General features: G+C 54.5%; 23 protein-coding genes. 1 reads left to right on the top strand and 22 read right to left on the bottom strand.

Translation table 11 applies throughout. The features are described from left to right. Positions 1 to 44: 44 nt before the first annotated feature. From lipA to leuS, 13 genes are all read right to left on the bottom strand, one after another. A complete protein-coding gene (gene lipA, locus C1N59_RS14785) occupies positions 45 to 1,010 on the bottom strand; it encodes a lipoyl synthase (protein WP_394549812.1) in 966 nt (321 codons plus the stop codon). 169 nt (positions 1,011 to 1,179) lie between these two features. Then, a complete protein-coding gene (gene lipB / locus C1N59_RS14780) occupies positions 1,180 to 1,836 on the bottom strand; it encodes a lipoyl(octanoyl) transferase LipB (protein ID WP_394549811.1) in 657 nt (218 codons plus the stop codon). Between the two features lie 173 nt (positions 1,837 to 2,009). Next, entirely contained in the window at positions 2,010 to 2,273 is a 264-nt protein-coding gene (gene ybeD / locus C1N59_RS14775) for a DUF493 family protein YbeD (RefSeq protein WP_006118404.1), read from the bottom strand. Positions 2,274 to 2,376: 103 nt separating this feature from the next. Continuing rightward, positions 2,377 to 3,588, bottom strand: a complete 1,212-nt coding sequence (gene dacA, locus C1N59_RS14770; protein WP_006118405.1) for a D-alanyl-D-alanine carboxypeptidase DacA — start codon at positions 3,586 to 3,588, stop codon at positions 2,377 to 2,379. A gap of 132 nt (positions 3,589 to 3,720) precedes the next feature. Next, positions 3,721 to 4,857, bottom strand: coding sequence for an endolytic peptidoglycan transglycosylase RlpA (rlpA, locus tag C1N59_RS14765; protein WP_058708330.1), 1,137 nt, complete (start codon positions 4,855 to 4,857; stop codon positions 3,721 to 3,723). A gap of 10 nt (positions 4,858 to 4,867) precedes the next feature. Next, positions 4,868 to 5,980 (bottom strand): peptidoglycan glycosyltransferase MrdB, encoded by a 1,113-nt coding sequence (gene mrdB / locus C1N59_RS14760; protein WP_006118407.1) that lies wholly within the window; start codon positions 5,978 to 5,980, stop codon positions 4,868 to 4,870. An 8-nt stretch (positions 5,981 to 5,988) separates the two neighbouring features. Beyond that, entirely contained in the window at positions 5,989 to 7,893 is a 1,905-nt protein-coding gene (gene mrdA / locus C1N59_RS14755) for a peptidoglycan DD-transpeptidase MrdA (protein ID WP_394549810.1), read from the bottom strand. A gap of 34 nt (positions 7,894 to 7,927) precedes the next feature. Continuing rightward, the gene (gene rlmH, locus C1N59_RS14750; RefSeq protein WP_006118409.1) at positions 7,928 to 8,398 is read right to left on the bottom strand and encodes a 23S rRNA (pseudouridine(1915)-N(3))-methyltransferase RlmH; all 471 of its coding nucleotides are present in this window, start codon (positions 8,396 to 8,398) and stop codon (positions 7,928 to 7,930) included. A 3-nt stretch (positions 8,399 to 8,401) separates the two neighbouring features. Further along, positions 8,402 to 8,719, bottom strand: coding sequence for a ribosome silencing factor (gene rsfS, locus C1N59_RS14745; protein WP_006118410.1), 318 nt, complete (start codon positions 8,717 to 8,719; stop codon positions 8,402 to 8,404). Between the two features lie 90 nt (positions 8,720 to 8,809). Continuing rightward, positions 8,810 to 9,451 carry a nicotinate-nucleotide adenylyltransferase gene (nadD, locus tag C1N59_RS14740; RefSeq protein WP_394549809.1) on the bottom strand — a complete coding sequence of 214 codons (642 nt, stop codon included), beginning with the start codon at positions 9,449 to 9,451 and terminating at the stop codon, positions 8,810 to 8,812. Next, positions 9,444 to 10,475: a DNA polymerase III subunit delta gene (gene holA / locus C1N59_RS14735; RefSeq protein ID WP_394549808.1), complete on the bottom strand. Its 1,032-nt coding sequence runs from the start codon at positions 10,473 to 10,475 to the stop codon at positions 9,444 to 9,446. The genes nadD and holA overlap by 8 nt, the downstream gene beginning before the upstream one ends. After that, positions 10,472 to 11,071, bottom strand: coding sequence for an LPS assembly lipoprotein LptE (gene lptE / locus C1N59_RS14730; RefSeq protein WP_006118413.1), 600 nt, complete (start codon positions 11,069 to 11,071; stop codon positions 10,472 to 10,474). The genes holA and lptE overlap by 4 nt, the downstream gene beginning before the upstream one ends. Positions 11,072 to 11,085: 14 nt before the next feature. Continuing rightward, positions 11,086 to 13,668, bottom strand: a complete 2,583-nt coding sequence (gene leuS, locus C1N59_RS14725) for a leucine--tRNA ligase (RefSeq protein WP_394549807.1) — start codon at positions 13,666 to 13,668, stop codon at positions 11,086 to 11,088. A 222-nt stretch (positions 13,669 to 13,890) separates the two neighbouring features. Here leuS and C1N59_RS14720 point away from each other — a divergent pair, with 222 nt between their 5' ends. Next, entirely contained in the window at positions 13,891 to 14,373 is a 483-nt protein-coding gene (locus C1N59_RS14720; protein WP_006118415.1) for a zinc ribbon-containing protein, read from the top strand. Between the two features lie 33 nt (positions 14,374 to 14,406). On the opposite strand, the gene C1N59_RS14715 is transcribed toward C1N59_RS14720, so the two are convergent. From C1N59_RS14715 to miaB, 9 genes are all read right to left on the bottom strand, one after another. After that, positions 14,407 to 15,132, bottom strand: coding sequence for an amino acid ABC transporter ATP-binding protein (locus C1N59_RS14715; RefSeq protein WP_039342886.1), 726 nt, complete (start codon positions 15,130 to 15,132; stop codon positions 14,407 to 14,409). Beyond that, complete coding sequence (gene gltK, locus C1N59_RS14710; RefSeq protein ID WP_006118417.1) at positions 15,133 to 15,810, bottom strand: glutamate/aspartate ABC transporter permease GltK; 678 nt, start codon at positions 15,808 to 15,810, stop codon at positions 15,133 to 15,135. It lies immediately after the preceding gene. Beyond that, positions 15,810 to 16,550, bottom strand: coding sequence for an amino acid ABC transporter permease (locus C1N59_RS14705; RefSeq protein ID WP_006118418.1), 741 nt, complete (start codon positions 16,548 to 16,550; stop codon positions 15,810 to 15,812). The genes gltK and C1N59_RS14705 overlap by 1 nt, the downstream gene beginning before the upstream one ends. A 153-nt stretch (positions 16,551 to 16,703) precedes the next feature. Beyond that, positions 16,704 to 17,600 carry an amino acid ABC transporter substrate-binding protein gene (locus tag C1N59_RS14700; protein ID WP_033739290.1) on the bottom strand — a complete coding sequence of 299 codons (897 nt, stop codon included), beginning with the start codon at positions 17,598 to 17,600 and terminating at the stop codon, positions 16,704 to 16,706. A 468-nt stretch (positions 17,601 to 18,068) separates the two neighbouring features. Beyond that, positions 18,069 to 19,592, bottom strand: a complete 1,524-nt coding sequence (gene lnt, locus C1N59_RS14695; protein WP_205952790.1) for an apolipoprotein N-acyltransferase — start codon at positions 19,590 to 19,592, stop codon at positions 18,069 to 18,071. 4 nt (positions 19,593 to 19,596) lie between these two features. Next, positions 19,597 to 20,478: a CNNM family magnesium/cobalt transport protein CorC gene (corC, locus tag C1N59_RS14690; RefSeq protein WP_033739293.1), complete on the bottom strand. Its 882-nt coding sequence runs from the start codon at positions 20,476 to 20,478 to the stop codon at positions 19,597 to 19,599. An 81-nt stretch (positions 20,479 to 20,559) separates the two neighbouring features. Further along, positions 20,560 to 21,033, bottom strand: coding sequence for an rRNA maturation RNase YbeY (ybeY, locus tag C1N59_RS14685; protein ID WP_033739295.1), 474 nt, complete (start codon positions 21,031 to 21,033; stop codon positions 20,560 to 20,562). Beyond that, a complete protein-coding gene (locus C1N59_RS14680) occupies positions 21,030 to 22,091 on the bottom strand; it encodes a PhoH family protein (RefSeq protein WP_394549806.1) in 1,062 nt (353 codons plus the stop codon). The genes ybeY and C1N59_RS14680 overlap by 4 nt, the downstream gene beginning before the upstream one ends. Before the next feature lie 207 nt (positions 22,092 to 22,298). Next, positions 22,299 to 23,723, bottom strand: a complete 1,425-nt coding sequence (miaB, locus tag C1N59_RS14675; protein ID WP_033739300.1) for a tRNA (N6-isopentenyl adenosine(37)-C2)-methylthiotransferase MiaB — start codon at positions 23,721 to 23,723, stop codon at positions 22,299 to 22,301. Positions 23,724 to 23,826: the final 103 nt, after the last annotated feature.

The following is a 23,826-nucleotide window of genomic DNA, read 5'->3' as shown; positions in this document are numbered from 1 at the left end:
AATCTGGTTTTTGTTTTTTCTGCACCTGACATAACGGCAAATGCTTATTTCACTTCCAGCCCTTTTGCCTGCATATCCGCGTGATAAGAAGAACGCACAAAGGGTCCACAGGCCGCGTGGGTAAAGCCCATCGCCAGCGCTTCTTCTTTCATTTCATCGAACTCCGCCGGGCTGACATAACGCTGAACAGGTAAATGGTGGCGGCTGGGCTGCAAGTACTGTCCCAGAGTAAGCATTGTCACACCGTGACGACGCAGATCGCGCATGACCTCAATGATTTCAGCATTGGTTTCACCCAGACCAACCATTAAACCGGATTTCGTCGGTACATCAGGATGCGCCTCTTTAAAACGCTCCAGCAGCTTCAGCGACCATTCATAGTTGGCACCCGGACGCACCTGACGGTATACACGCGGCACGTTCTCAAGGTTGTGGTTAAACACATCCGGTGGGGCGGCGGTCAGAATCTCGAGCGCACGATCCATGCGACCACGGAAGTCGGGTACCAGCGTTTCGATCTTGATATTAGGGCTTTTTTCGCGGATGGCGGTAATACAGTCCGCAAAATGCTGAGCACCGCCGTCGCGCAGATCGTCGCGGTCCACGGAGGTGATTACCACATAGCGCAATGCCATGTCGGCAATGGTCTGTGCCAGCTTACCGGGTTCATTCGCGTCGGGCGCGTTGGGGCGACCGTGTGCCACATCGCAGAACGGGCAACGGCGGGTACAAATTGCACCCAGAATCATAAAGGTGGCGGTACCGTGGTTAAAGCATTCGGCAAGGTTAGGGCAGGAGGCTTCTTCACAAACAGAGTGCAGACCGTTTTTACGCATCGCCGCTTTAATGCCCTGAATACGACTGGAGTCCGCAGGCAGTTTGATTTTCATCCACTCCGGCTTGCGTAAGATTTCTTGCCGGTCAACGGCCACGGTTTTCACCGGGATCAGCGCCATTTTGTCTGCGTCACGGTATTTGACGCCGCGTTCCATCTGAATTGGTTTACTCATAAATCAGCAGGTTCCGGTCGGATTGCGATTTGAAAGCTGTCTCACTCAACCCGAGAAGGCGGCTTTCAACTTTATTTGAAAAAAGTGCAAAAATTATATCATCTCAGCGGCCAGGAAGCAGCCACAGACGTGCGTGATAAGTTACATATTTGTAAATACGCACGCACCGTCAAGGTAAGGCCGGTTCCGCCTCATGCCATTCCACCTGCTGATAACCTAACTGGCGGGCGAAGGTCTCGGCAAGCCGTGGGCGGACATCCGCCAGCGTGACCTCCGGGCAAAAATGTTTTAACTGCGTCATGTGCATGCCCGCGTAACCGCAGGGGTTGATACGCAAAAACGGGCTGAGATCCATATCGACATTGAGAGCCAGCCCATGAAACGAGCACCCTTTGCGAATGCGCAGGCCCAGCGAGCAGATTTTTTCTTCTCCGACATAAACGCCGGGTGCATCGGCGCGCGCCCGAGCCGCCACACCAAAGCTGTCCAGTACGGCGATCACCGTTTCTTCTAACGCGGTGACAAGCTGACGCACGCCGGTTTTGCGACGTTTAACATCGATCAGCACATACATGATCTGCTGACCCGGACCGTGATAGGTCACCTGGCCGCCGCGATCGCTCTGTACCACCGGAATCGAGCCGGGCATCAACAGGTGCTCGGCTTTGCCTGCCTGGCCCTGGGTAAAGACCGGCGGGTGTTCAACCAGCCAGATTTCATCACGGCTTTCAGCGTCGCGCTGGTCGGTGTAGCGATGCATCGCGTCTGAGGTTAACTGCCAGTCACATAAACCAGGCTGGCGAATAAGGAGCGTTTCAGCTGACAAAACGAATATCCGTTAAGAGGGCAGAGGCTGAGTATAACGCCGGCCGCGCGGAAGTGAAATGATGAGCGTAAAAGGAAGGCTGAGACGTTTTCCGCCGCACCGGCGCGGTCTGCAAACAAAAACGGGCCAGCCGGTAGCACCGACATGGCTCGTTGGCAGTATGACTGACAGTGTTACAACACCATGCGCACGATTTCAATTTTGCCCAGTTCTTCATACAGGGTTTCAACCTGTTCGATATGTGTCGCATTAATGGTGACGTTGACCGAGTGATAGTTACCCTTGCTGCTCGGTTTCACCTCAGGGCTGTAATCGCCGGGAGCATGGCGCTGCACCACTTCAAGCACCAAATCAACCAGCTCCGGTTGTGCCAGCCCCATCACTTTATAGGTAAACGGGGTCGGGAATTCGAGCAGTTCATTCAGTTTGGTTTTCATAATCACTCCGGTACTTAAAAAACAGGCTCCCGCCGAAGCGGGAGCATCATATTAACCTGTAATGGGGGCGAGGTGGCGGTTTTTCAACCGCCGCCATGCACCTTTAACCAAACCAGTGATGGAACATCAGTTTGATGTAGTCAACGATACGGCTAAAGAAGCCGCCTTCAGAGACTTCGTTCAGCACCACCAGAGGGCGTTGATCGATGGTTTTGCCATCTAACTGGAAGTTGATGCTGCCCACAACCTGATTTTTCTTCAACGGCGCATGCAGTTCAGTATTGCTCAGCACATAGCTGGCTTTTAGGTCTTTCATACGGCCACGAGGAATGGTCAGATACGCATCTTTTTCCACGCCCAGCTGTACGCGATCGCTGTTACCAAACCACACGGGCTCAGAGGCAAACTCTTTGCCGGCTTTCAACGGTGCAACCGTTTCAAAGAAGCGGAAGCCCCAGGTCAGCAGCTTTTTGCTTTCGGTTTCACGGCCCTTAAAGGTATGTCCACCCATTACGGCGGAAATCAGGCGCATCTGACCTTCTGTCGCAGAGGCAACCAGGTTATAGCCCGCCGCTGCGGTGTGGCCGGTTTTGATCCCGTCGACCGACAGACTGGTATCCCACAGAAGACCATTACGGTTCATCTGGCGAATGTTGTTGAAGGTAAACTCTTTTTCTTTGTAAACCGCATACTCTTCCGGCACATCACGGATAAGCGCCTGACCAATCAACGCCATATCACGGGCGGAGCTGTATTGGCCTTCGGCGTCCAGGCCATGGACGGTCTGGAAGTGCGTGTTCTGCAGACCCAGCGCTTTCACGTAGTTGTTCATCAGCCCTACGAAAGCATCCTGGCTGCCGGCAACATAGTCCGCCATCGCGACGCAGGCATCATTACCAGACTGCAGGACGATACCGCGCGTTAACTGAGAAACCGGTACGCGATCGCCGGGTTTCAGGAACATCAGTGATGATCCTTTAAAGACCGGATTGCCCGTTGCCCAGGCATCCTGACCAACAGTCACCATGTCGTCCTGATGAATTTTCCCGGCTTTCACTGCCTGACCGATCACGTAGCTGGTCATCATCTTCGTCAGACTGGCAGGATCGCGGCGTGCATCGGCGTTCTTTTCAGCCAGCACTTTGCCTGAGTTGTAGTCGATTAGAACGTAGGCTTCCGCATCAATATCCGGAACGCCCGGAATCATGGTCTTAAGATTGACATCATCAGCAATGGCGGCATGGCTGAGAGAGAAAGCGATCAGTGATCCCACTGTCAGGCGTTTTAACAAACGAGAAGGTTTCAGCGTGTTCATGTGTGGGACGACAACATCCATGGGTTTAGGGTTAAAAAAAGTCATTCATCATAACAAATGCCTGATTAACAGGCACCCGGCTTGATAACTGGGTTGTTAACAGACGTTACCAGTCATGAGTAAAGCTGTTGTTTAACGACCTGCGGTGGTCACAAAAGCCGCGCTCTGACCCTCACGGCTCAGGCGCTGCTGTAGCGCCACAGCTTCGGCACGGGTTTTGTAACCGCCGAGCTGTACGCGATAAACGTTGTTCCCCGCGTTTTCCACTGCGCCGGGTACGCCGAAGCGCTGGCGCAGACTGCTGAGCAGCTGGCGCGCACGTGCTGCATCATTGATAGCGCTGACCTGGACGACATAGCCGGACAGCGAAGCGCTGCTGCTCTGGCTGGATGAAGCGGCGTGAGGCGCGGCGGCGCTGGCAACCACCGGTGCGGCAGCGGCAGTGGCGGGGGCCGCCTCTGGCTCACTGCCTTCCAGAACACCGCTCGGTAAGGGCTGAGGGGCCCCCAGAAAACCACTGCTCTGAACGGGCGCGCCCATGGCATTGTCCGTTTTCAGCGTCGCATTACTGATGGGCGACACGTCCTGTGCGGCAGGTGCCGTTTCCATTGCCGGTGCCGTTTGCGTCTGACCGCCGCCGTTCATGACGGAGGGCGAACTCATGACGGGGCCGTTCAGATCGGGACGTGCGGGCAGGGCGTAACTCTGTTTTGCCACAACAGTGCCGATAGTACCCGGACCCGAGAGCGTGCCATCTGGCGCGACGCTGATGTAATCCACGCGGACGCGGGTGTTATTGGAGATGTTCAGACGATCGCCGGCCGCACGTGACAGATCGATAATGCGTCCTGGCGTGTAAGGGCCACGATCGTTAACGCGCACGACAATCTGACGTCCGTTGGCCAGATTCGTGACGCGCACATAACTTGGCAGCGGCAGTGTCGGATGCGCGGCGGTCAGGGCATCCGGATCAAAAGGCTCGCCGATGGCGGTACGGCTGCCCTGGGCTTCGTCACCATACCAGGCGGCCAAACCGACTTCACTGTAGTTAGCCGGATTTTTGATGATGTGATAAGTCTTGCCATTGACGCTGTAGTCCTGACTGGTCGACGGGTTGACCGGCTCATAACGCGGCTCAACGCCAGGAATTTCCACCACCGGGCCATTGTAGGCGGGCTGGGGTGGAGCACTCTGCTGTTGCGGTTCCTGAGTAGAACATGCAGCCAACACCATTGAAGCCAATACAACGCCAAGCCAGTCCTTACGCATCTGCGACCTCTTAAACACTTTTAGATAACATTTTTCGGTGTGTGTGGATCGACATTACGATGCCAAATCCCGCCATAAGCACAATAAGCGCCGAGCCGCCATAGCTGACCAGCGGCAGCGGAACGCCAACCACCGGTAAGATACCACTAACCATGCCAATGTTAACGAAAACATAGACGAATAAAATCAACATTAATCCGCCCGCCATGACGCGCCCAAAGGTGGTCTGTGCCCGGGCGGCGACGATCAGGCCGCGCATGATTAACAGCAGGTAGAGCACCAGCAGTAACAACACGCCAACCAGACCCAGCTCTTCGGCCAGCACGGCAAAAATAAAGTCCGTATGACGTTCCGGCAAGAATTCCAGCTGTGACTGTGTACCGTGCAGCCAGCCTTTACCGCGCAAGCCGCCGGAGCCAATGGCGATTTTTGACTGAATGATGTGATAGCCCGCGCCCAATGGGTCGCTTTCCGGATCAAGCAGCATCATCACGCGGTCTCGCTGATAATCATGCATCAGGAAGAACCACAGGATAGGAATAAAGGCTGCGACCAGCAGGACGGCAATGCCAATCAGTTTCCAGCTCATGCCCGACAGAAACAGCACAAACAGCCCGGACGCGGCGATGAGAATCGAGGTGCCGAGGTCAGGCTGTGCGGCCACCAGCAGTGTGGGAAGAAAAATCAGCACCAGCGCAATTGCGGTATTCTTCAGGGTAGGTGGACAGACATCGCGGTTAATAAAACGCGCCACCATTAACGGCACCGCAATTTTGGCGATCTCGGAAGGCTGAAAGCGGACAAACCCCAAATCCAGCCAGCGCTGTGCGCCTTTACTGATTTGCCCAAAAGCATCCACCGCGATCAGCAGAATGACGCAGATAATATACAGATAAGGTGCCCAGCCTTCATACACTCGCGGCGGGACCTGCGCCAGCACCAGCATAACCACTAATCCCATGGCGATCTGGCCCAGTTTACGTTCCATCATGCCGGGATCCTGGCCGCTGGCACTCCAGATAACAATGGCGCTGTAGGTCAGTAGCGCAAGGATGATCAGCATAAACAGCGGATCAATGTGCATGCGCATCCAGATCGTCCGCTTCTGCGGGCTGTCATTCATCGACATGATTATTCACCTTCATAGCCAGGTGGTGTAGGCGCAGCATCCGGCAGGACAGTATTGTTATCGCCTAACATAATGTGATCCAGAATCTGGCGCATGACCGTGCCCACTGCCGGACCGGCCCCGCCGTTTTCCAGAATCATGGTGACGGCAACGCGTGGTTTATCGTAAGGCGCGAAAGCGGTCATCAGCTTATGGTCACGTAAGCGTTCAGCGATTTTATGCGCATTATACGTTTCGTTCTCTTTCAGACCGAAGACCTGTGCGGTACCGGACTTCGCGGCAATTTTGTAAGGCGCATCGGCAAAGCTTTTGTGGGCCGTGCCGTTTGGCCGGTTGGCGACGCCGTACATGCCGTCTTTGGCAATTTCCCAGTAGCCAGAGTGGATATCGCCAATCGGCTGGGAAGGCGGCTGACGATAAGGCACCAGCGTACGGCCTTCACGGGTCGCGCGCAGCAAATGCGGCACTTTGATGATGCCGTCGTTGATAAGAATCATCATCGCTTTGTTCATCTGCAACGGTGTCGCTGTCCAGTAACCCTGACCGATGCCGACTGGAATGGTATCGCCTTGATACCAGGGCTTTTTAAAGCGACGCATTTTCCAGTCACGCGTCGGCATGTTGCCAGCGCTTTCCTGAGGCAGGTCAACGCCGGTGCGCATGCCATAGCCAAATTTCGTCATCCACTCCGACAGACGATCGATGCCCATGTCATAGGCAACCTGATAAAAGAAGGTATCAGCGGACTCTTCCAGCGATTTGGTGACATTCAGGCGACCATGTCCCCATTTTTTCCAGTCACGGTAGCGTTTCTCGGAGCCGGGGAGTTGCCACCAGCCAGGATCGAACAGGCTGGTATTACGGTTAATCACCCCCGCACTCAGGGCGGAGACGGCAACATAGGGTTTAACGGTAGAAGCAGGCGGATAAGCGGCCTGAATCGCACGGTTATAGAGTGGGCGATTTTCATCGTTCAGCAAGCCGCGATAGTCTTTGCTGGAAATGCCGTCAACGAACAGGTTGGGATCGTAGCTGGGGGTCGACACCATCGCCAGAATCTCACCGGTGCGCGGATCGCTGACCACGACCGCTGCACGACTACCGGCCAGCAGCGTCTCGATATACTGCTGCAGTTTGAGATCGATAGTCAGATAAATATCACGACCGGCCTGGGGCGACTGCTCGTGCAACTGCCGTATGACCCGGCCACGGTTGTTAACTTCGACCTCTTCATAGCCGGTTTTGCCATGCAGCAGGTCTTCGTAATAGGCTTCGATACCGAGTTTGCCGATATCATGCGTTGCCGCATAGTTGGGCCATTTTCCCTCTTTATCCAGACGGGCCACGTCGCGGTCGTTAATTTTCGACACATAGCCCACAACATGAGTCAGTGTCTGGCCATAGGGATAATAGCGGCGCTGGTAGCCTTTCACTTCTACGCCAGGAAAGCGATACTGATTCACCGCAAAGCGCGCCACCTGCACCTCATTCAACCCGGTTTTAACCGGAATCGACGTGAAGCGGCGCGAACGTTTACGCTCTTTTTCAAACGCCTCGATATCCTCATCGGTGAGTTCGAGGACCGGACGCAAATTTTGCAGGGTTTGTTTCAGGTCATCGACCTTTTCCGGCACCAGTTCCGCCTGATAAATGGTCCGGTTCAGGGCCAGCGGCGTACCCGTGCGGTCATAGATGATGCCGCGGCTGGGCGCGACCGGCACCAGTTTGATTCGGTTTTCGTTGGAGCGGGTACTGTAATCGTCGAAACGTAAAATCTGCAGGTGATAGAGATTAACCACCAGCACGGAGGAGAGCAGTAAGACGCCGACAAAAGCAATATAAGCCCTGCGGACAAAGACTTTTTGTTCGGCGCTGTAATCGCGAAAGGCGTTGCTTTGTAATTTCATCCGCTACTTGTAATGTCTGGAGTGAGCTTATCGGTTATTCACGATGATAAGGATGATTTGTCGTAATGCTCCATGCGCGATAGAGGCTTTCGGCAACCAGCACGCGCACCAGCGGATGAGGCAACGTTAAGGCCGAAAGCGACCAGCTCTGTTCCGCCGCCGCTTTGCAGGCTGGCGCTAACCCTTCCGGGCCGCCAATCAGCAGGCTGACATCGCGGCCATCCTGTTTCCAGCGTTCCAGCTGTTGGGCCAACTGTGGGGTTTCCCAGGGCTGTCCGGGAATATCCAGCGTGACAATCCGGTTGCCTTTACCTGTGGCGGCCAGCATCGCTTCACCTTCCTTTTCCAGGATGCGTTTGATGTCGGCATTTTTACCCCGTTTGCCCGCCGGAACTTCCGTCAGTTCAAACGGCATGTCTTTGGGAAAACGACGCAGGTATTCCATAAAACCGGTCTGCACCCAGTCAGGCATTTTGGTGCCGACGGCAACAAGCTGCAATTTCACCGCTTAACCCCAGAGCTTTTCCAGTTCATATAACTGACGGCTCTCTTCCTGCATCACATGCACGATGACTTCACCGAGGTCGACCACAACCCAGTCAGCGGCCGTCTTGCCTTCAACGCCCAGCGGCATCAGGCCGGCGGCGCGGGATTCCTGCTCAACGTGTTCAGCGATTGAGGTAACGTGGCGCGTCGAGGTGCCGGTGCAGATGATCATGAAATCAGTAATGCTTGATTTACCCTGAACGTCGAGGGTGACGATGTTCTGACCTTTCAAATCATCAATCTTATCAACAACGAACTCTTGGAGTGCTTTACCTTGCAAAAGGTTCCCCTTTAAAAACTGGTGAGAGCGGGCTGGCTGACGCCCGGGATACAGCCGAAAAATTTAGCGGCGTAGTATATCACGCCCATATCAGTCGCGATATAAGCCGGCGCGGTCGATATAGTCGATTACCGAGGCGGGCAGTAAATCGTCACAGGCGAGATGTTGATGACGACGCTTGCGAATTTCGGTAGCTGAAATGGCATAGAGCGGGGTTTCTGCCAGCCAGATGCCGCCGGCCGGACGCTGCTGCAGTTCCTGAGGATCGTGGATCACGTGTCTGTCCAGCCAGTCCTGCATGTCCGGCGTCGCCATCTCAGTCGGATAGCCTGGTCGCTGGCACACCAGCAGATGACACAGGCTCAGTAAATCCTGCCAGCGATGCCATTTTGCAAGCGTCAGTAATGAGTCCTGACCGATAATAAACCCTAACGGCTGATCGCCACGTTCAGCCCGTATGGCTTCTAACGTATCGACAGTCCATGAGGGCGTGTCCCGTTGCAGTTCGCGCGTATCGATATCAAAAAGCGGCAGATCGCGAATAGCGCACCGCAGCATCGCCAGGCGCTGTTGCGGACTGGCTTCCGGCTGCGGCCGGTGCGGCGGCACATTGTTGGGCAACAGGGTAACCCGGGCCAGGCCAGTTTGCTGCGCCAGCGCTTCTGCCGGGCGTAAATGGCCGAAATGGATCGGGTCGAAGGTGCCGCCAAACAGGGCGTGTAAATCAGACATGGGCAAAACTCGCGGGAAAAGCACGGTTGGCAATCAGCATTGACAGCGTTTGCAACTGTGGCCAGACCGATTGTCCATAATCCTGTTTCAGCGTAATTTCGATTTGCGTCAACAGATGGATTGCCTGTTGTAAGCGCGCTGCATCAAGGCGCTGCAACGCCTCAGTAAAGAGAGGACGGCGATTTTGCCAGATGCGCTGTTGATCCATCAGTGTACGCAGAGGTTGCTGTGTCTGATGACGTCGCAGGTGCAGCAGAGTCATCAGATCGCGCTGCAGCGTCCGCAGCAATATCGTCACTTCGCTGTCTTCACTTTCCAACTGTTGCAGGATATGCAGTGCGCGACGGCTCTTGCCTGCCAGTAGCGCGTCGACCCAGTGATAAGGCGTAAAGTGCGCGGCATCACTGACTGCGGCTTCAACGCGCGGTAGCGTGAGCTTGCCATCAGGCCACTGAAGAGACAGACGTTCAAGTGCCTGCGCCAGCGCCAGCAGGTTACCTTCGTAGCAGTAACAGAGTAGCTGGACCGCCGCATCGTCGATCGCGAGCTTCATCGCTTTGGCCCGGCTGGTGACCCAGCGCGGCAGTTGCGCCTGCTCCGGCGTCTGGCAGGGGACCAGTACCGCATGGGCTGACAGCGCTTTAAACCAGGCGCTGTTTTCCTGCGCTTTGCTGAGTTTCGCCATCCGGCAAATCAGCAAAATATCCTCATGAAGCAGCGAGGCGAGCGTGATCAGATGTTCGGCGATGGCGGCATTGGGACCATTTTCAGGAAACTGCAATGTAAGCGTCTGTCGCTGAGTAAACAGGCTCATTGACTGGCAACTGACAAACAGGCTGTCCCAGTCTGTTTGTGCATCCAGGGTAAAACTCATATGTTCTTCAAAGCCCTGCGCCACGGCGCTGGCGCGAATGGCATCCGCACTTTCCTGCAACAACAGAGGTTCATTGCCGGTTAATAAATAACAGGCGCGCAGCCCCTCACGGAGCTGCGCGCTGAGTTGTTCCGGATAAATCCTGATCATTGCGTCAGGGGTGCCGCGGAAGAGGCCGTTCCCGCAGCAGAGTGAACCGGTTTTGCCACCGTTGACGAAGAGGATGTCTGCGGGCTGTCCATCTGGGCCGCATGTACCGCCAACAGCTTACGAACCAGTTGTTCGGCTGCACGTTGACGCATCTCCTGGGTGATCATGTCCTGTTCCGCATCTTTCGCCAGGGCCGCGTTCGGGTTATCAAAGAACGAGCGATAAACGGTCGTGCTGATAGGGTAGATCCCTTTGTTGGGAATCAAGACCTGAGCCGTAACCACCATCGCCATCTGATATTCAGCGGTGGTGCCGCTGATGAAGACGGATGCGGTGCTTCGACCCTGAGATTCCCCGCCCAGACGCAGGGTCGGTACGACCATGCTGTTTTTCTGCGTCGCTTCAACGATGTTAACGTTGTTGATTCGCAACTGCTGACGCACCACGCGCGTCAGCGGCCCGTAAGGATCGCCCGTTTCTAAGACCAGCGTTCGCAGTTCCGTCGGCACCTGAGTGGTGCCGCGCGGGTGAAAACCACAGCCAGCGGTGATCACCGCCGCCAGCATGACAAACAACCTGATAATCGGATGTCGCACAGTTCCTCCTGAACTTAACCCACAACCAGGTTAAGCAGTTTGCCCGGTACATAAATGACTTTACGAATGCTCACACCATCAAGGTATTTCGCCACCAGAGGCTCCTCAGCAGCGCGCGCCTGAACCTGCTCCTGTGTAGCCTCGGCTGCCACAGTAATTTTACCCCGCACTTTACCGTTGACCTGCACCACGATCAGCAGAGAATCTTCGACCATTGCGGCGTCATCTGCCACTGGCCATTCCGCATTGTCGATAGTGCCTTCGCCGCCCAGCGTCTGCCACAGCACGTAGCTGGCATGCGGGGTGAACGGATACAGCAAACGCGTCACGGCCAGTAAGGCCTCCTGCATCAACGCACGATCCTGCTCGCTGTCCTGCGGCGCACGCGCCAGCTTGTTCATCAGCTCCATGACCGCCGCAATCGCGGTGTTAAAGGTCTGGCGACGACCAATATCATCCGACACTTTGGCAATGGTTTTGTGCAGGTCGCGGCGCAACGCTTTCTGATCGTCATTCAGGCTGGCGACGTCCAGGGCAACCGTTGCACCTTTCTGTGAATGATCGTAGACCAGTTTCCAGACACGTTTCAGGAAGCGATTTGCCCCTTCCACACCGGATTCCTGCCACTCCAGCGTCATATCCGCAGGCGAGGCAAACATCATGAACAGACGGACGGTATCGGCGCCATAGCGCTCAACCATCAGCTGGGGATCGATGCCGTTGTTTTTCGACTTGGACATTTTGCTCATGCCCGCGTAAATCACCTCGCGGCCCTGAGTATCTAAGGCTTTAACAATGCGGCCTTTCTCATCGCGCTCGACGGTCACGTCAACCGGCGAAACCCAGTTACGTTCGCCGTTAACGCCCAGATAATAGAACGCATCCGCTAACACCATGCCCTGGCACAGCAGACGTTTGGCTGGCTCATTCGAATTCACCAGGCCTGCATCACGCAGCAGTTTATGGAAGAAGCGGAAATACATCAGGTGCATGATGGCGTGTTCGATACCGCCGACATATTGATCTACCGGCAGCCAGTAGTTTGCTGCAGCCGGATCCAGCATACCGTCCTTGTAGTCGGCACAGGTATAACGCGCGTAGTACCACGACGATTCCATAAAGGTGTCAAAGGTATCAGTTTCGCGCAGCGCAGGCTGACCGTTCACGGTGGTTTTTGCCCAGTCCGGATCGGCTTTAATCGGACTGGTAATGCCGTCCATAACCACATCTTCCGGCAGAATCACCGGTAACTGGTCTTCTGGTGTCGGCATGACGGTGCCATCTTCCAGGGTTACCATCGGAATCGGCGCGCCCCAGTAACGCTGACGAGAAACGCCCCAGTCGCGCAGGCGATAGTTGACTTTACGCTCGCCAACGCCTTTTGCCGCCAGCGCATCTGCAATGGCGTTAAAACCGGCACTGTGATCCAGGCCGCTGCACTCGGCAGAGTTAAACAGCGTACCTTTGTCGGTCATCGCGGCGGCGCTGACGTCAGGCTCGCTGCCGTCCAGATTGAGGATAACCGGTTTGATCGGCAGATCGTATTTGGTCGCAAATTCCCAGTCGCGCTGGTCATGCGCCGGCACGGCCATGACCGCACCCGTACCGTATTCCATCAGGACGAAGTTCGCGACCCAGACAGGCAGGCGTTCACCCGTTAACGGATGCACGACAGACAGGCCTGTCGCCATGCCTTTCTTTTCCATGGTGGCCATATCGGCTTCGGCTACCTTGGTGTTGCGGCATTCTGCGATAAAATCAGCCAGAGCAGGGTTGCTGGCCGCCGCCTGTGCCGCCAGCGGATGACCGGCGGCGACAGCGACATAGGTCGCGCCGTAGAAGGTGTCCGGACGCGTGGTATAAACCGTCACTTTTTCGCTGCTGTCTGCCACGTCAAAGGTGATTTCCACCCCTTCAGAACGGCCGATCCAGTTACGCTGCATGGTTTTGACCTGCTCAGGCCACTCTTCCAGCGTATCCAGATCGTTTAACAGCTCTTCGGCGTAATCAGTGATTTTAATGAACCACTGTGGGATCTCTTTGCGCTCGACTTTGGTGTCACAGCGCCAGCAGCAGCCATCGATAACCTGCTCGTTGGCCAGTACGGTCTGATCGTTCGGGCACCAGTTCACCGCCGAGGTTTTTTTGTACACCAGGCCTTTTTCATACAGTTTGGTGAAGAACCACTGTTCCCAGCGGTAATACTCCGGTTGACAGGTCGCCAGCTCGCGGCTCCAGTCATAGCCAAATCCCAGCAGCTTAAGCTGGTTTTTCATGTACGCGATGTTGTTATAAGTCCAGGGCGCCGGCGCGGTATTGTTTTTGACCGCCGCGCCTTCCGCAGGCAGACCGAAGGCGTCCCAGCCAATTGGCTGCAGCACGTTTTTGCCGAGCATGCGCTGATAACGCGCAATGACGTCGCCGATGGTGTAGTTACGAACGTGGCCCATGTGCAGGCGGCCAGAAGGATAGGGCAGCATAGACAGGCAGTAGTACTTCTCTTTGCCTTCCTGCTCAGTCACTTTAAACGTTTCGTTTTCATCCCACTGCTGCTGAACGCGGGATTCAATCTCTTCCGGGCGGTATTGCTCTTGCATGGCTGCCTGTGGTCCTTAATAGATGACACTTTGCTGACTTTACGATCCGCATAGCATACCCATAAGGCCGCACATCAACAACACTTCCCACTTTTACGGGGGCGATTTATCGTCAACGCATCCCTGCTTTCACTCTTTTACGCTTCCTTACCCAGCGAGCCGGGCAAATGTGACAAAGTAGCTAAACTTAGTACAGGTACTGAGCGCAAAAAGGAGAATAAAATGAATAAAGTGGCCCAGGAATATCACGCCTCACTGGCGGTATTAACCGAACGTCTTCGCCACGGCGATCGCGATCTGGATACGTTAGTTGACGATCGGCGCCGTCATTTACAAGCGCACTCCGATCTGACGCCGGACGAAATCGATCGGGCGCTGACGTCGGTGCGTCGCGATCTGGCAGAGTTTGGCCGTAACTATGCAGAGGCGGAAGAGCCGGTCGCCGACTCCGTTTTTATGCGCGTGATTCGGGAAAGCATCTGGAAGGAGCTGGCAGATATTACGGATAAAAGCCAGTTAGAGTGGCGTGAGGTTTTTCAGGATTTGCAACATCACGGTGTGTACCAAAGTGGTGAGGTGGTGGGCCTGGGCAATCTGGTCTGCGAAAAATGCCACTTCACTCGCGCCATTTATACGCCGGAAACGCTGTCACGTTGCCCCGAATGCAATCACGATCAGTTTTATCGTCAGCCTTTTGAGCCGTAGAAGAAGCAGGCGGGCTTTGTGCCCGCCTGACGTTTAGTGCAGAATTTTTGCCAGGAAATCCTTTGCCCGCTCAGACTGTGGATTATTAAAGAAGTCATCTTTATGGGTGTCTTCGATAATTTTTCCTTCGTCCATAAAGATCACCCGATTGGCCACCTTACGGGCGAAGCCCATTTCATGTGTCACGACCATCATGGTCATGCCTTCCTGGGCCAGTTCGACCATAACGTCCAGCACTTCATTGATCATTTCGGGATCGAGTGCGGAGGTCGGCTCATCAAACAGCATGGCAATCGGATCCATACAGAGTGCCCGCGCAATCGCGACACGCTGCTGCTGACCGCCCGAGAGCTGGCCGGGAAACTTATCCGCATGCGCTGACAGGCCCACGCGAGTCAGCAATTTGAGGCCTTTCTCGCGGGCGGCGGTTTTGTCGCGCTTTAAGACTTTGACCTGCGCCAGCACCAGGTTATCAATAATGCTCAGGTGAGGGAACAGTTCGAAGTGCTGAAACACCATGCCGACCTTACTGCGCAGTTTGGCCAGATTGGTTTTTTTATTGTTCACTTCAGTACCGTTTACCGTAATGCTGCCCTGTTGCACAGGTTCCAGGCCATTCACGGTTTTGATCAGGGTCGATTTGCCCGAGCCTGACGGCCCGCATACCACAACCACTTCACCGGTCTTGACTTCGGTAGAGCAGTCGGTCAGCACCTGAAATTGACCATACCACTTAGAAACGTTTTTCAGGCTAATCATTTAAACCGTCCTTTTTCTTTTTAGATAGCTGACCAACAGTGACGCGCTCAGGCTGATCACGAAGTAGACCAGACCGGCAAACAACACCATCTCAACCTGGGTACCGTCACGCTCACCGATGGTGGAGGCGGTGCGGAAGAAGTCCGCCAGGCTCAGCACATACACTAACGAGGTATCCTGGAACAGGACGATGCCCTGGGTCAGTAACAGCGGAACCATGGCACGAAACGCCTGAGGCAGAATCACCAGGCGCATGGACTGCCACTGCGTCATGCCCAGCGCCAGCGCCGCGCTGGATTGCCCACGCGCAATACTGATGATGCCGGCGCGAATGATTTCCGAATAATACGCCGCTTCGAACAGCGAAAAGGCGACCATTGCCGAAATCAAACGAATGTCGGTTTTAGGGGAAATACCCAGCACCTGCTGCAGGAAACTCGGCACCACCAGATAAAACCACAGCAGGACCATAACCAGCGGTACCGAACGGAACAGGTTAACGTACAGTTTGGCAAACCAGCTGATGGGCCTGAAGGTCGACAAACGCATCACCGCCAGCAGCGTGCCCCACAGGATGCCAAAGACCACCGCCGTAAGGGTGATTTTAAAGGTAATGACCAGACCATTAAGCAGGTAAGGCAGGCTGGGAGGAATGGAACTCCAGTCAAACGCGTACATCACTTGCCTCCCATATTGCCGGGCAGACGCACTTTGCGCTCAACCAGGCTCATTAAAAACATAATCACCAGGTTGATGGCAATGTAGGCCAGCGTAATGGCCGTAAACGATTCATAGGCGTGTGCGGAATAGTCCAGCAGCTTGCCCGCCTGCGCAGCCATGTCCACCAGGCCGATCGTCGACGCAATCGCCGAGTTTTTAACCAGGTTAAGCATTTCTGACGTCATTGGCGGCACAATCACGCGGTAAGCATTAGGAAGCAACACATAGCGATAGGTTTGCGGCAGCGTCAGGCCCATTGCCAGCCCGGCATTCTTTTGTCCCCGCGGCAAAGACTGAATCGCCGCGCGCACCTGCTCGCAGACGCGTGCGGCGGTAAACAGGCCCAGACAGATCACCGACGAGATAAAGAACTGCAGGTTGGGATCCAGCTCCGACTTAAACCACATGCCAAGCTTCTGACCAACCAGCTCTGGCGCCACCAGATACCAGAAGAAGAACTGCACGATCAGGGGGATGTTACGAAACAATTCCACATAGCAGGTGCCAATCGTTGCCAGCAGCCGATTAGGCACGGTACGCAGAATGCCAAAGAATGAACCTACGCAGAAAGCGATAATCCAGGCACAGCAGGAGACAGCAATTGTCACCTGAAAACCGGACCACAACCAGCCGAGATAGGTGGTATTTCCGAACGGGGCCTGTTCGAGAAAAATGCCCCAGTTCCAATCGATACCCATAACGAACTCCGGTAAAAAAGGGTAGCAGAGCTACCCTGAAGATTGATGAACGGCTTAATGCGCCTGAGTCAGGGGAACGACCCGATCAGGCGGTCTGTCCACGCCGCGGTTTCAGCAATCGAGAGGGCGACAGCGCCGCCCTTGTTATCGTTGTTAATTCAGCGCCTTATCATTCGGCGTTTTGAACAGGGCTTTCATGTCATCAGACAATTCAAAGTTCATGTTCAGGTTTTTAGGAGGAATAGGCTGTTTAAACCAGGTGTCGAACCATTTTTCTGCCTGGCCGGAGGTCTGGGCTTTTGCAATGGTGTCATCAACCAGCTTTTTGAACTGCGGATCGTCTTTGCGCAGCATACAGCCATAAGCTTCTTTAGACTGTGGCGTACCGATAATGACCCAGTCATCCGGTTTTTTCGCTTTAGCGCGTTCGCCAGCCAGTAGGGCGTCATCCATCATAAAGGCCACGGCACGACCGGTTTCCAGCGTACGGAACGAATCACCATGGTCTTTGGCGCTGATGATGCGCATATCCATCTTTTTCTCGTCGTTCAGTTTATGCAGCAGCACTTCTGACGTCGTACCTGAGGTCACCACGACAGTCTTGCCTTTCAGATCGTCAAAATCCTTAATTGGGCTGCCTTTTTTAACCAGCAAGCGGGTACCGATAACAAAAATGGTGTCGGAAAAGGCCGCCTGTTTCTGGCGCTCAAGGTTGTTGGTCGTTGAGCCACATTCGTAGTCATAGGTGCCGTTTTGCAGCAGCGGAATACGGTTCTGTGAAGTAATCGGGATCATTTTGATCTGCAGATCAGGTTTATTCAGCTTCGCTTTAATGGCATCAGCAATCGCGTTTGAATAAGCCTGTGAATAGCCAACGACTTTCTGTTGGTTGTCGTAATATGAAAAGGGAACTGACGATTCGCGATGCCCGATAACAATGACGCCACTGTCATTAATTTTTTTCAGGGTACCGCTGAGATCTTCCGCCTGGGCCGCTCCCGCTGCTGCGCTCAACAGCAAAAGAGATAATGCCACTTTGCGTAATTGCATGTTCCAACTCCTTCGTGTGGAAATTGCACAGGATCAACCCTGTACTGAGTGTGATGTTGTGTGTATTTTGCACTGCTTTTCTTATTATTCCCTCGCGCGTCTGCGCTTAAGAATATTCACTAACATAGCGGATTGTTAACCTAATGAAACAAAAAAGTTTCTTTTTTGCGATGGCATTCGCACCAAAAAAAGGCAATCGCGCGTCCATGCACGCGGAAGGTGCGCAGATTGAGCGTTAATGGTGCATTACGCCCATGCCATCGTGGGTAACAAGCCCCGCGTTGCAGGAATACAGAAACATTTAGCAATCATCGTGCCAGAATAAAATGACAGTGGGGTGAACGAACGGTTTGACTGAAGAAGCAGAAGCAGAAGCAGAAGCAGAAGCAGTAAAAGGGGAAAGGGAAACAGCGTGCGGATTAAGACACCGCGAAAGGCTGTGGCGAAGCAGCGCTTCACCACAGCGTGTCAGCGCTGACGTCGGATGAAGGCCAGTAACCCGGCCAGCACTGTCGCTATCCATACCGGCCAGATCCCGGCTTTCGAGTATGGCGTTTCGCCGCGGGTAGGCGTTACCTTATCCACGAGTACGCCGCGCGTGAACTGCGGCAGAACCTTTTCCACATCGCCATTGGCATTAACCACGGCGGTTACGCCATTGTTGGTGCCGCGCAGCAGCGGTCTGCCCAGCTCAAGTGCGCGCATACGCGCCATCTGGAAGTGTTGCCAGGGACCAATCGAGTGACCAAACCAGGCATCATTAGAGACGGTCAGCAGAAAGTCGGTGTCCGGACGGAAGTTCGCCCGCACCTGCTCACCCAACACGATCTCGTAGCAAATCGCCGTCGTAAGGTGATAATTCGCCACATTGAGCTGAGGCTGCAAATAGGCACCGCGGCTGAAGGCAGACATCGGCAAATCGAAGAAGGGGGCAAGCGGGCGCAGCAAATCCGCCATGGGAACAAACTCACCAAACGGCACCAGATGGTTTTTCTGATAGCGGTTAGTGCTGAAGTAGTTGTAGGGCTTCGGCCCGCCCAGCACGATAACCGTGTTGTAATCATGATAACGATTCTGCTCCAGGCGCGAATCCACGATACCGGTCACCAGTGCGCTACCGCGCGCGCGGAGTTCGGCATCCAGCGAACGCAGGAACGGTTGCTGGTTACTTTCCAGATCGGTAATTGCCGACTCCGGCCAGATAATAATGGGGGCTTTCCCCATCAGCGGCTGGCTTAAATCGTTATAAATGCGCAGCGTGTTCAGCAACTGCTGCGGGTCCCACTTCATCGACTGGGGAATATCGCCCTGCACCAGCGCGACATCGACCGCCTGCTGGGGTAAAGGCTGATACCAGTGCAGATAACGCAACGGCCAGCATATTGCCAGTAACGCGAGCGCGCCCACCAGGCTTTTCACCTGACGTCGCTGCTGCGCATAAACCAGCAAACCCGCAATGACCATCAGCAGGAAGGTAATACTTTCCACGCCAGCCAGCGGCGCAATCCCCTTTAGCGGGCCATCAATCTGACTGTAGCCAAACTGCAACCACGGAAAGCCGGTTAAAATCCAGCCGCGCAAAAACTCCGTCACCTGCCATAACGCGGGAGCGGCCAGCGCCAGTCGCCACAGTGTGGGACGTGGCCAAATCCGGTTCAGGATGCCGGTAAACAGCGCCGGATAAATCGCGAGGTAAGCCGCCAGCAGGACCACCAGAAAAACGTTCACTGGGCCAGGCATGCCGCCAAAAGTGGCAATGCTGACATAAACCCAGTTAATACCGCTGCCAAACAGGCCAAACCCCCAACTGAAACCAATGGCGCTGGCCTGAGGACTGGTGCGGTTCAACGTCAGAAGTTGCAGGCCGAACAGCGAAAGCAGGGCGGCAGGCCAGAAATCATAAGGGGAAAAGGCGAGCGTGCCACAGGCGCCGCTCAGTAAAGCCAGCAGCAGACGGACCCGCTGCTGCTGGTAAAAGGAGGCTAATGCCATAGCGTTATTCGTCATCCAGTTGAGGTAGCGCCGAATTTTCCGGGATTTTTACGTGGACCTGAATGATACGGCGGCTGTCGGCCATGGCAACTTTGAACTGGTAACCATCAATGTCGATGCTTTCACCGCGCGCCGGCAGATGACCAAAGCCCTGCATTACCAGTCCACCAATGGTATCCACTTCGTCATCGCTGAACTGGGTGCCGAACACCTCATTGAAATCCTCAATGGGGGTTAACGCACGCACCGTGTAGGTCTGGCGGTTGAGCTGGCGGATATCCCGATCTTCCTCATCGTCATATTCGTCTTCAATTTCGCCAACAATCAGTTCGAGAATATCTTCAATCGTAACCAGTCCGGACACGCCACCAAACTCATCGATCACAATCGCCATATGATAGCGCTGGGAACGAAACTCTTTTAGCATACGGTCAACGCGCTTGCTCTCAGGCACAACCACCGCAGGACGCAGCACTTTTTCGACGCTGAAGGCTTCTGATTCGCTGCTCATAAACGGCAGCAGATCTTTCGCCATCAGGATGCCTTCAACATGGTCCTTGTCTTCGCTGATCACCGGAAAGCGGGAGTGTGCGGAGTCAATGATCACATCCAGGCACTCTTCGAGGTTCTGGTTGCGTTTCAGGGTGATCATCTGAGAGCGCGGAATCATGATGTCGCGTACGCGCTGTTCTGCAATATCCAGCACGCCTTCCAGCATGTCGCGGGTATCCTGATCAATCAGGTCCTTTTGATTGGAATCACGGATAAGGCTCAAGAGCTCGTCACGGTTTTTGGGTTCACCGTGAAACAGTTGGTTGAGCAGTAGGGAAAAAAATCCCTTTTTACTACTGGGTGCATCGCTGTTTTGAGAATGGTCGTCGCTCATGGCGGTTTTTAAAGATCTCTCTGGTCAGTAAGTGATGCTGCCGGTCGGGTTACCGGCAGCAGGATAGCCTGAGTCCACAACTCAGGCGTTTTCTTTCTCCGAAATGTACGGATCAGGATAACCAAGAGCAAGCATTATCTCGGTCTCCAGACCTTCCATCTCTTCGGCTTCGCTGTCTTCAATGTGATCATAACCCAACAGATGCAGCGTACCGTGAACCACCATGTGCGCCCAGTGGGCTTCGACGCTTTTCCCTTGTTCCTGCGCTTCCTGTTCCACGACCTGACGGCAGATGATCAAATCGCCCAGCAGGGGCAATTCAATACCGGGTGGCGCTTCAAAAGGAAATGACAACACATTGGTGGGTTTATCTTTACCACGGTAGGTCAGGTTAAGCTCATGGCTTTCCTGTTCATCCACCAGACGAATAGTCACTTCGCTCTCCGGCTGAAACGGCGTCACCGCAGCTTCCAGCCAGCGCTGAAACTGGCTTTCCGTGGGGAGATTTTCTGTTTGTTCACAGGCCAGTTGCAGGTCGAGAATCACGTCGCTCATGGTTTCTCCTGAACGCTATCTTGGGCAGCAAGGGCTTCACGCTTACGCTCTTCGGCCTGCTGATCGCGACGTTTCTGATCGGCTTCTTCCCAGGCTTCATAAGCGGTCACGATGCGTGCCACGACCGGATGACGCACAACGTCTTCACTGTGAAAGAAGTTAAAGCTGATTTCTTCCACTTCAGACAGGACCTCAATCGCGTGACGTAAACCCGATTTTGTGTGGCGGGGCAGGTCAATCTGCGTGACGTCGCCGGTGATGACTGCTTTCGAGTTAAAGCCGATACGGGTCAGAAACATCTTCATCTGCTCGATAGTGGTGTTCTGGCTTTCATCAAGAATGATAAACGCGTCATTCAGCGTACGGCCGCGCATATAGGCCAGCGGCGCGACTTCGATAACGTTGCGTTCCATCAGCTTCTCGACTTTTTCAAAGCCCAGCATCTCAAACAGGGCGTCGTAAAGCGGACGCAGGTAGGGGTCCACTTTCTGGCTCAAATCGCCCGGCAGGAAGCCCAGTTTTTCACCGGCCTCGACGGCGGGGCGCGTGAGCAGGATGCGACGAATCTCCTGGCGTTCGAGCGCATCGACCGCGGCAGCGACGGCCAGGTAGGTTTTACCGGTACCCGCCGGGCCCACGCCAAAGGTGATGTCGTGGTCGAGGATATTGGCAATATACTGTGCCTGATTTGGGGTGCGCGGCTTGATGACGCCACGCTTGGTCTTGATATTGACCGCTTTACCGTAGTCGGGCACGCTTTCTGCCGTTTGTTCCAGCACCCGGCTTTCTTTGATCGCCAGATGAATCTGCTCGGGTTCGATATCCGGAATTTCGCCGCGCACGGGCGCGGTATCGACATAAAGTGTTTTCAGGATCTCGACCGCGGCATTCACGCACAGCACCCGACCAACCAGTTTAAACTGATTGTCCCGGCGGTTTATCTCAATGCCAAGACGACGCTCCAGCTGTTTTACATTGTCATCAAATGGACCGCACAGGCTCATCAGACGGCGGTTATCAGCCGGTTCAAGGGCGATTTCACGGGTTTCAATATTCAAACGAATCCTTTGGGTCACTCAGGGCCAGTTGAAAGGGATTGCGGGTGCATCAGATGTGTTAAGCGGATGCATCATAACGAAATTATTTATGCGGTCACGCCGGGGCGCAAGCTTACGAGGTGATATTTGGGCGGCACCGGCAGAAACCAAGTGCAAAACAGCAGAATGTGCGGCAGCCGACGGTGAGCTGCCGCACATAACGGAAGATCAGGGCTGGAAGACGCCAACGCCGATATCATTTTCTTTGCGGGTACGGGCGATAACGGAGGCCGGGCTTTCAACCACACGTAAGCCCATTTCCTCTTCAGTCCGCACCAGCTTGCCGCGCAAGGAGTTGGTATACACATCGACAATTTCGACGTCGACAAACTTACCAATCATCTCTACCGGACCTTCGAAATTTACCACTCGGTTGTTTTCGGTCCGGCCGGTCAGCTCCATCACGTTTTTACGTGAAATGCCTTCTACCAGAATCCGCTGCACGCTGCCCAGCATACGGCGGCTGATCGCCATGGCCTGCTGGTTGATGCGATCCTGCAGAATATACAGACGCTGTTTTTTCTCTTCGTCGCTGACGTCGTCAGGCAAGTCTGCCGCAGGTGTGCCCGGACGCGCTGAGTAGATAAAGCTGTAGCTCATATCAAAGTTGATATCACCAATCAGCTTCATCGTTTGCTCAAAGTCCTGCTGTGTTTCACCCGGGAAACCCACGATAAAGTCAGAACTGATCTCAATGTCAGGGCGTGCAGCGCGCAGTTTGCGAATGATAGCCTTGTACTCCAGCGCAGTGTGCGCACGCTTCATCAGCGTCAGAATCCGGTCGGCGCCGCTCTGCACAGGCAGGTGGAGGAAGCTCACCAGCTCTGGCGTATCGCGATAGACATCAATGATGTCATCGGTGAACTCAATCGGATGGCTGGTGGTGAAGCGAATACGGTCAATGCCGTCAATCGCCGCCACCAGACGCAGCAGTTCAGCAAAGGTGCACACGTCGCCGTCAAAGGTTTCGCCGCGATAGGCGTTCACGTTCTGTCCTAACAGGTTCACTTCGCGTACGCCCTGCGCAGCCAACTGCGCGATCTCCAGCAGAATATCGTCTGACGGACGGCTGACTTCTTCACCGCGCGTATAAGGCACCACGCAGAACGTACAATATTTGTTGCAGCCTTCCATGATGGAGACAAACGCGGTGGGGCCTTCGGCCCGCGGTTCAGGCAGGCGGTCGAATTTTTCGATTTCCGGGAAGCTGATGTCCACAACCGGACTTTTGCTGCCGCGCACGGTATTAATCATTTCAGGCAGGCGATGCAGGGTTTGCGGACCAAAGACAATGTCCACGCAAGGCGCACGCTGGCGAATATGATCCCCTTCCTGCGACGCGACGCAGCCGCCAACACCGATGATCAAATCCGGGTTGCGCTCTTTGAGTTTTTTCCAGCGCCCCAACTGGTGGAAAACCTTCTCCTGCGCTTTCTCGCGGATTGAGCAGGTGTTGAGCAGCAGAATATCCGCCTCTTCGGCTTCCTCTGTCAGGGTATAGCCGTGCGTGCTGTTCAGCAGGTCAGACATCTTAGATGAATCGTACTCATTCATCTGACATCCCCAGGTTTTGATATGCAGTTTTTTTGTCATCGAGCTAGCCATTAAATCAGTGCAGTGAAGTGCTGGGCGCGTATTGTAATGCTTTGCTGCGGATGTGACCAGCCTGAGGGCTTTTCTGATCGTGCCTCATTTT

The organism is Pantoea sp. SGAir0183 (genome assembly GCF_043545505.1).
Note: the sequence above shows the minus strand (reverse complement) of the source record. Positions and strands in the feature narration are given on the sequence as shown.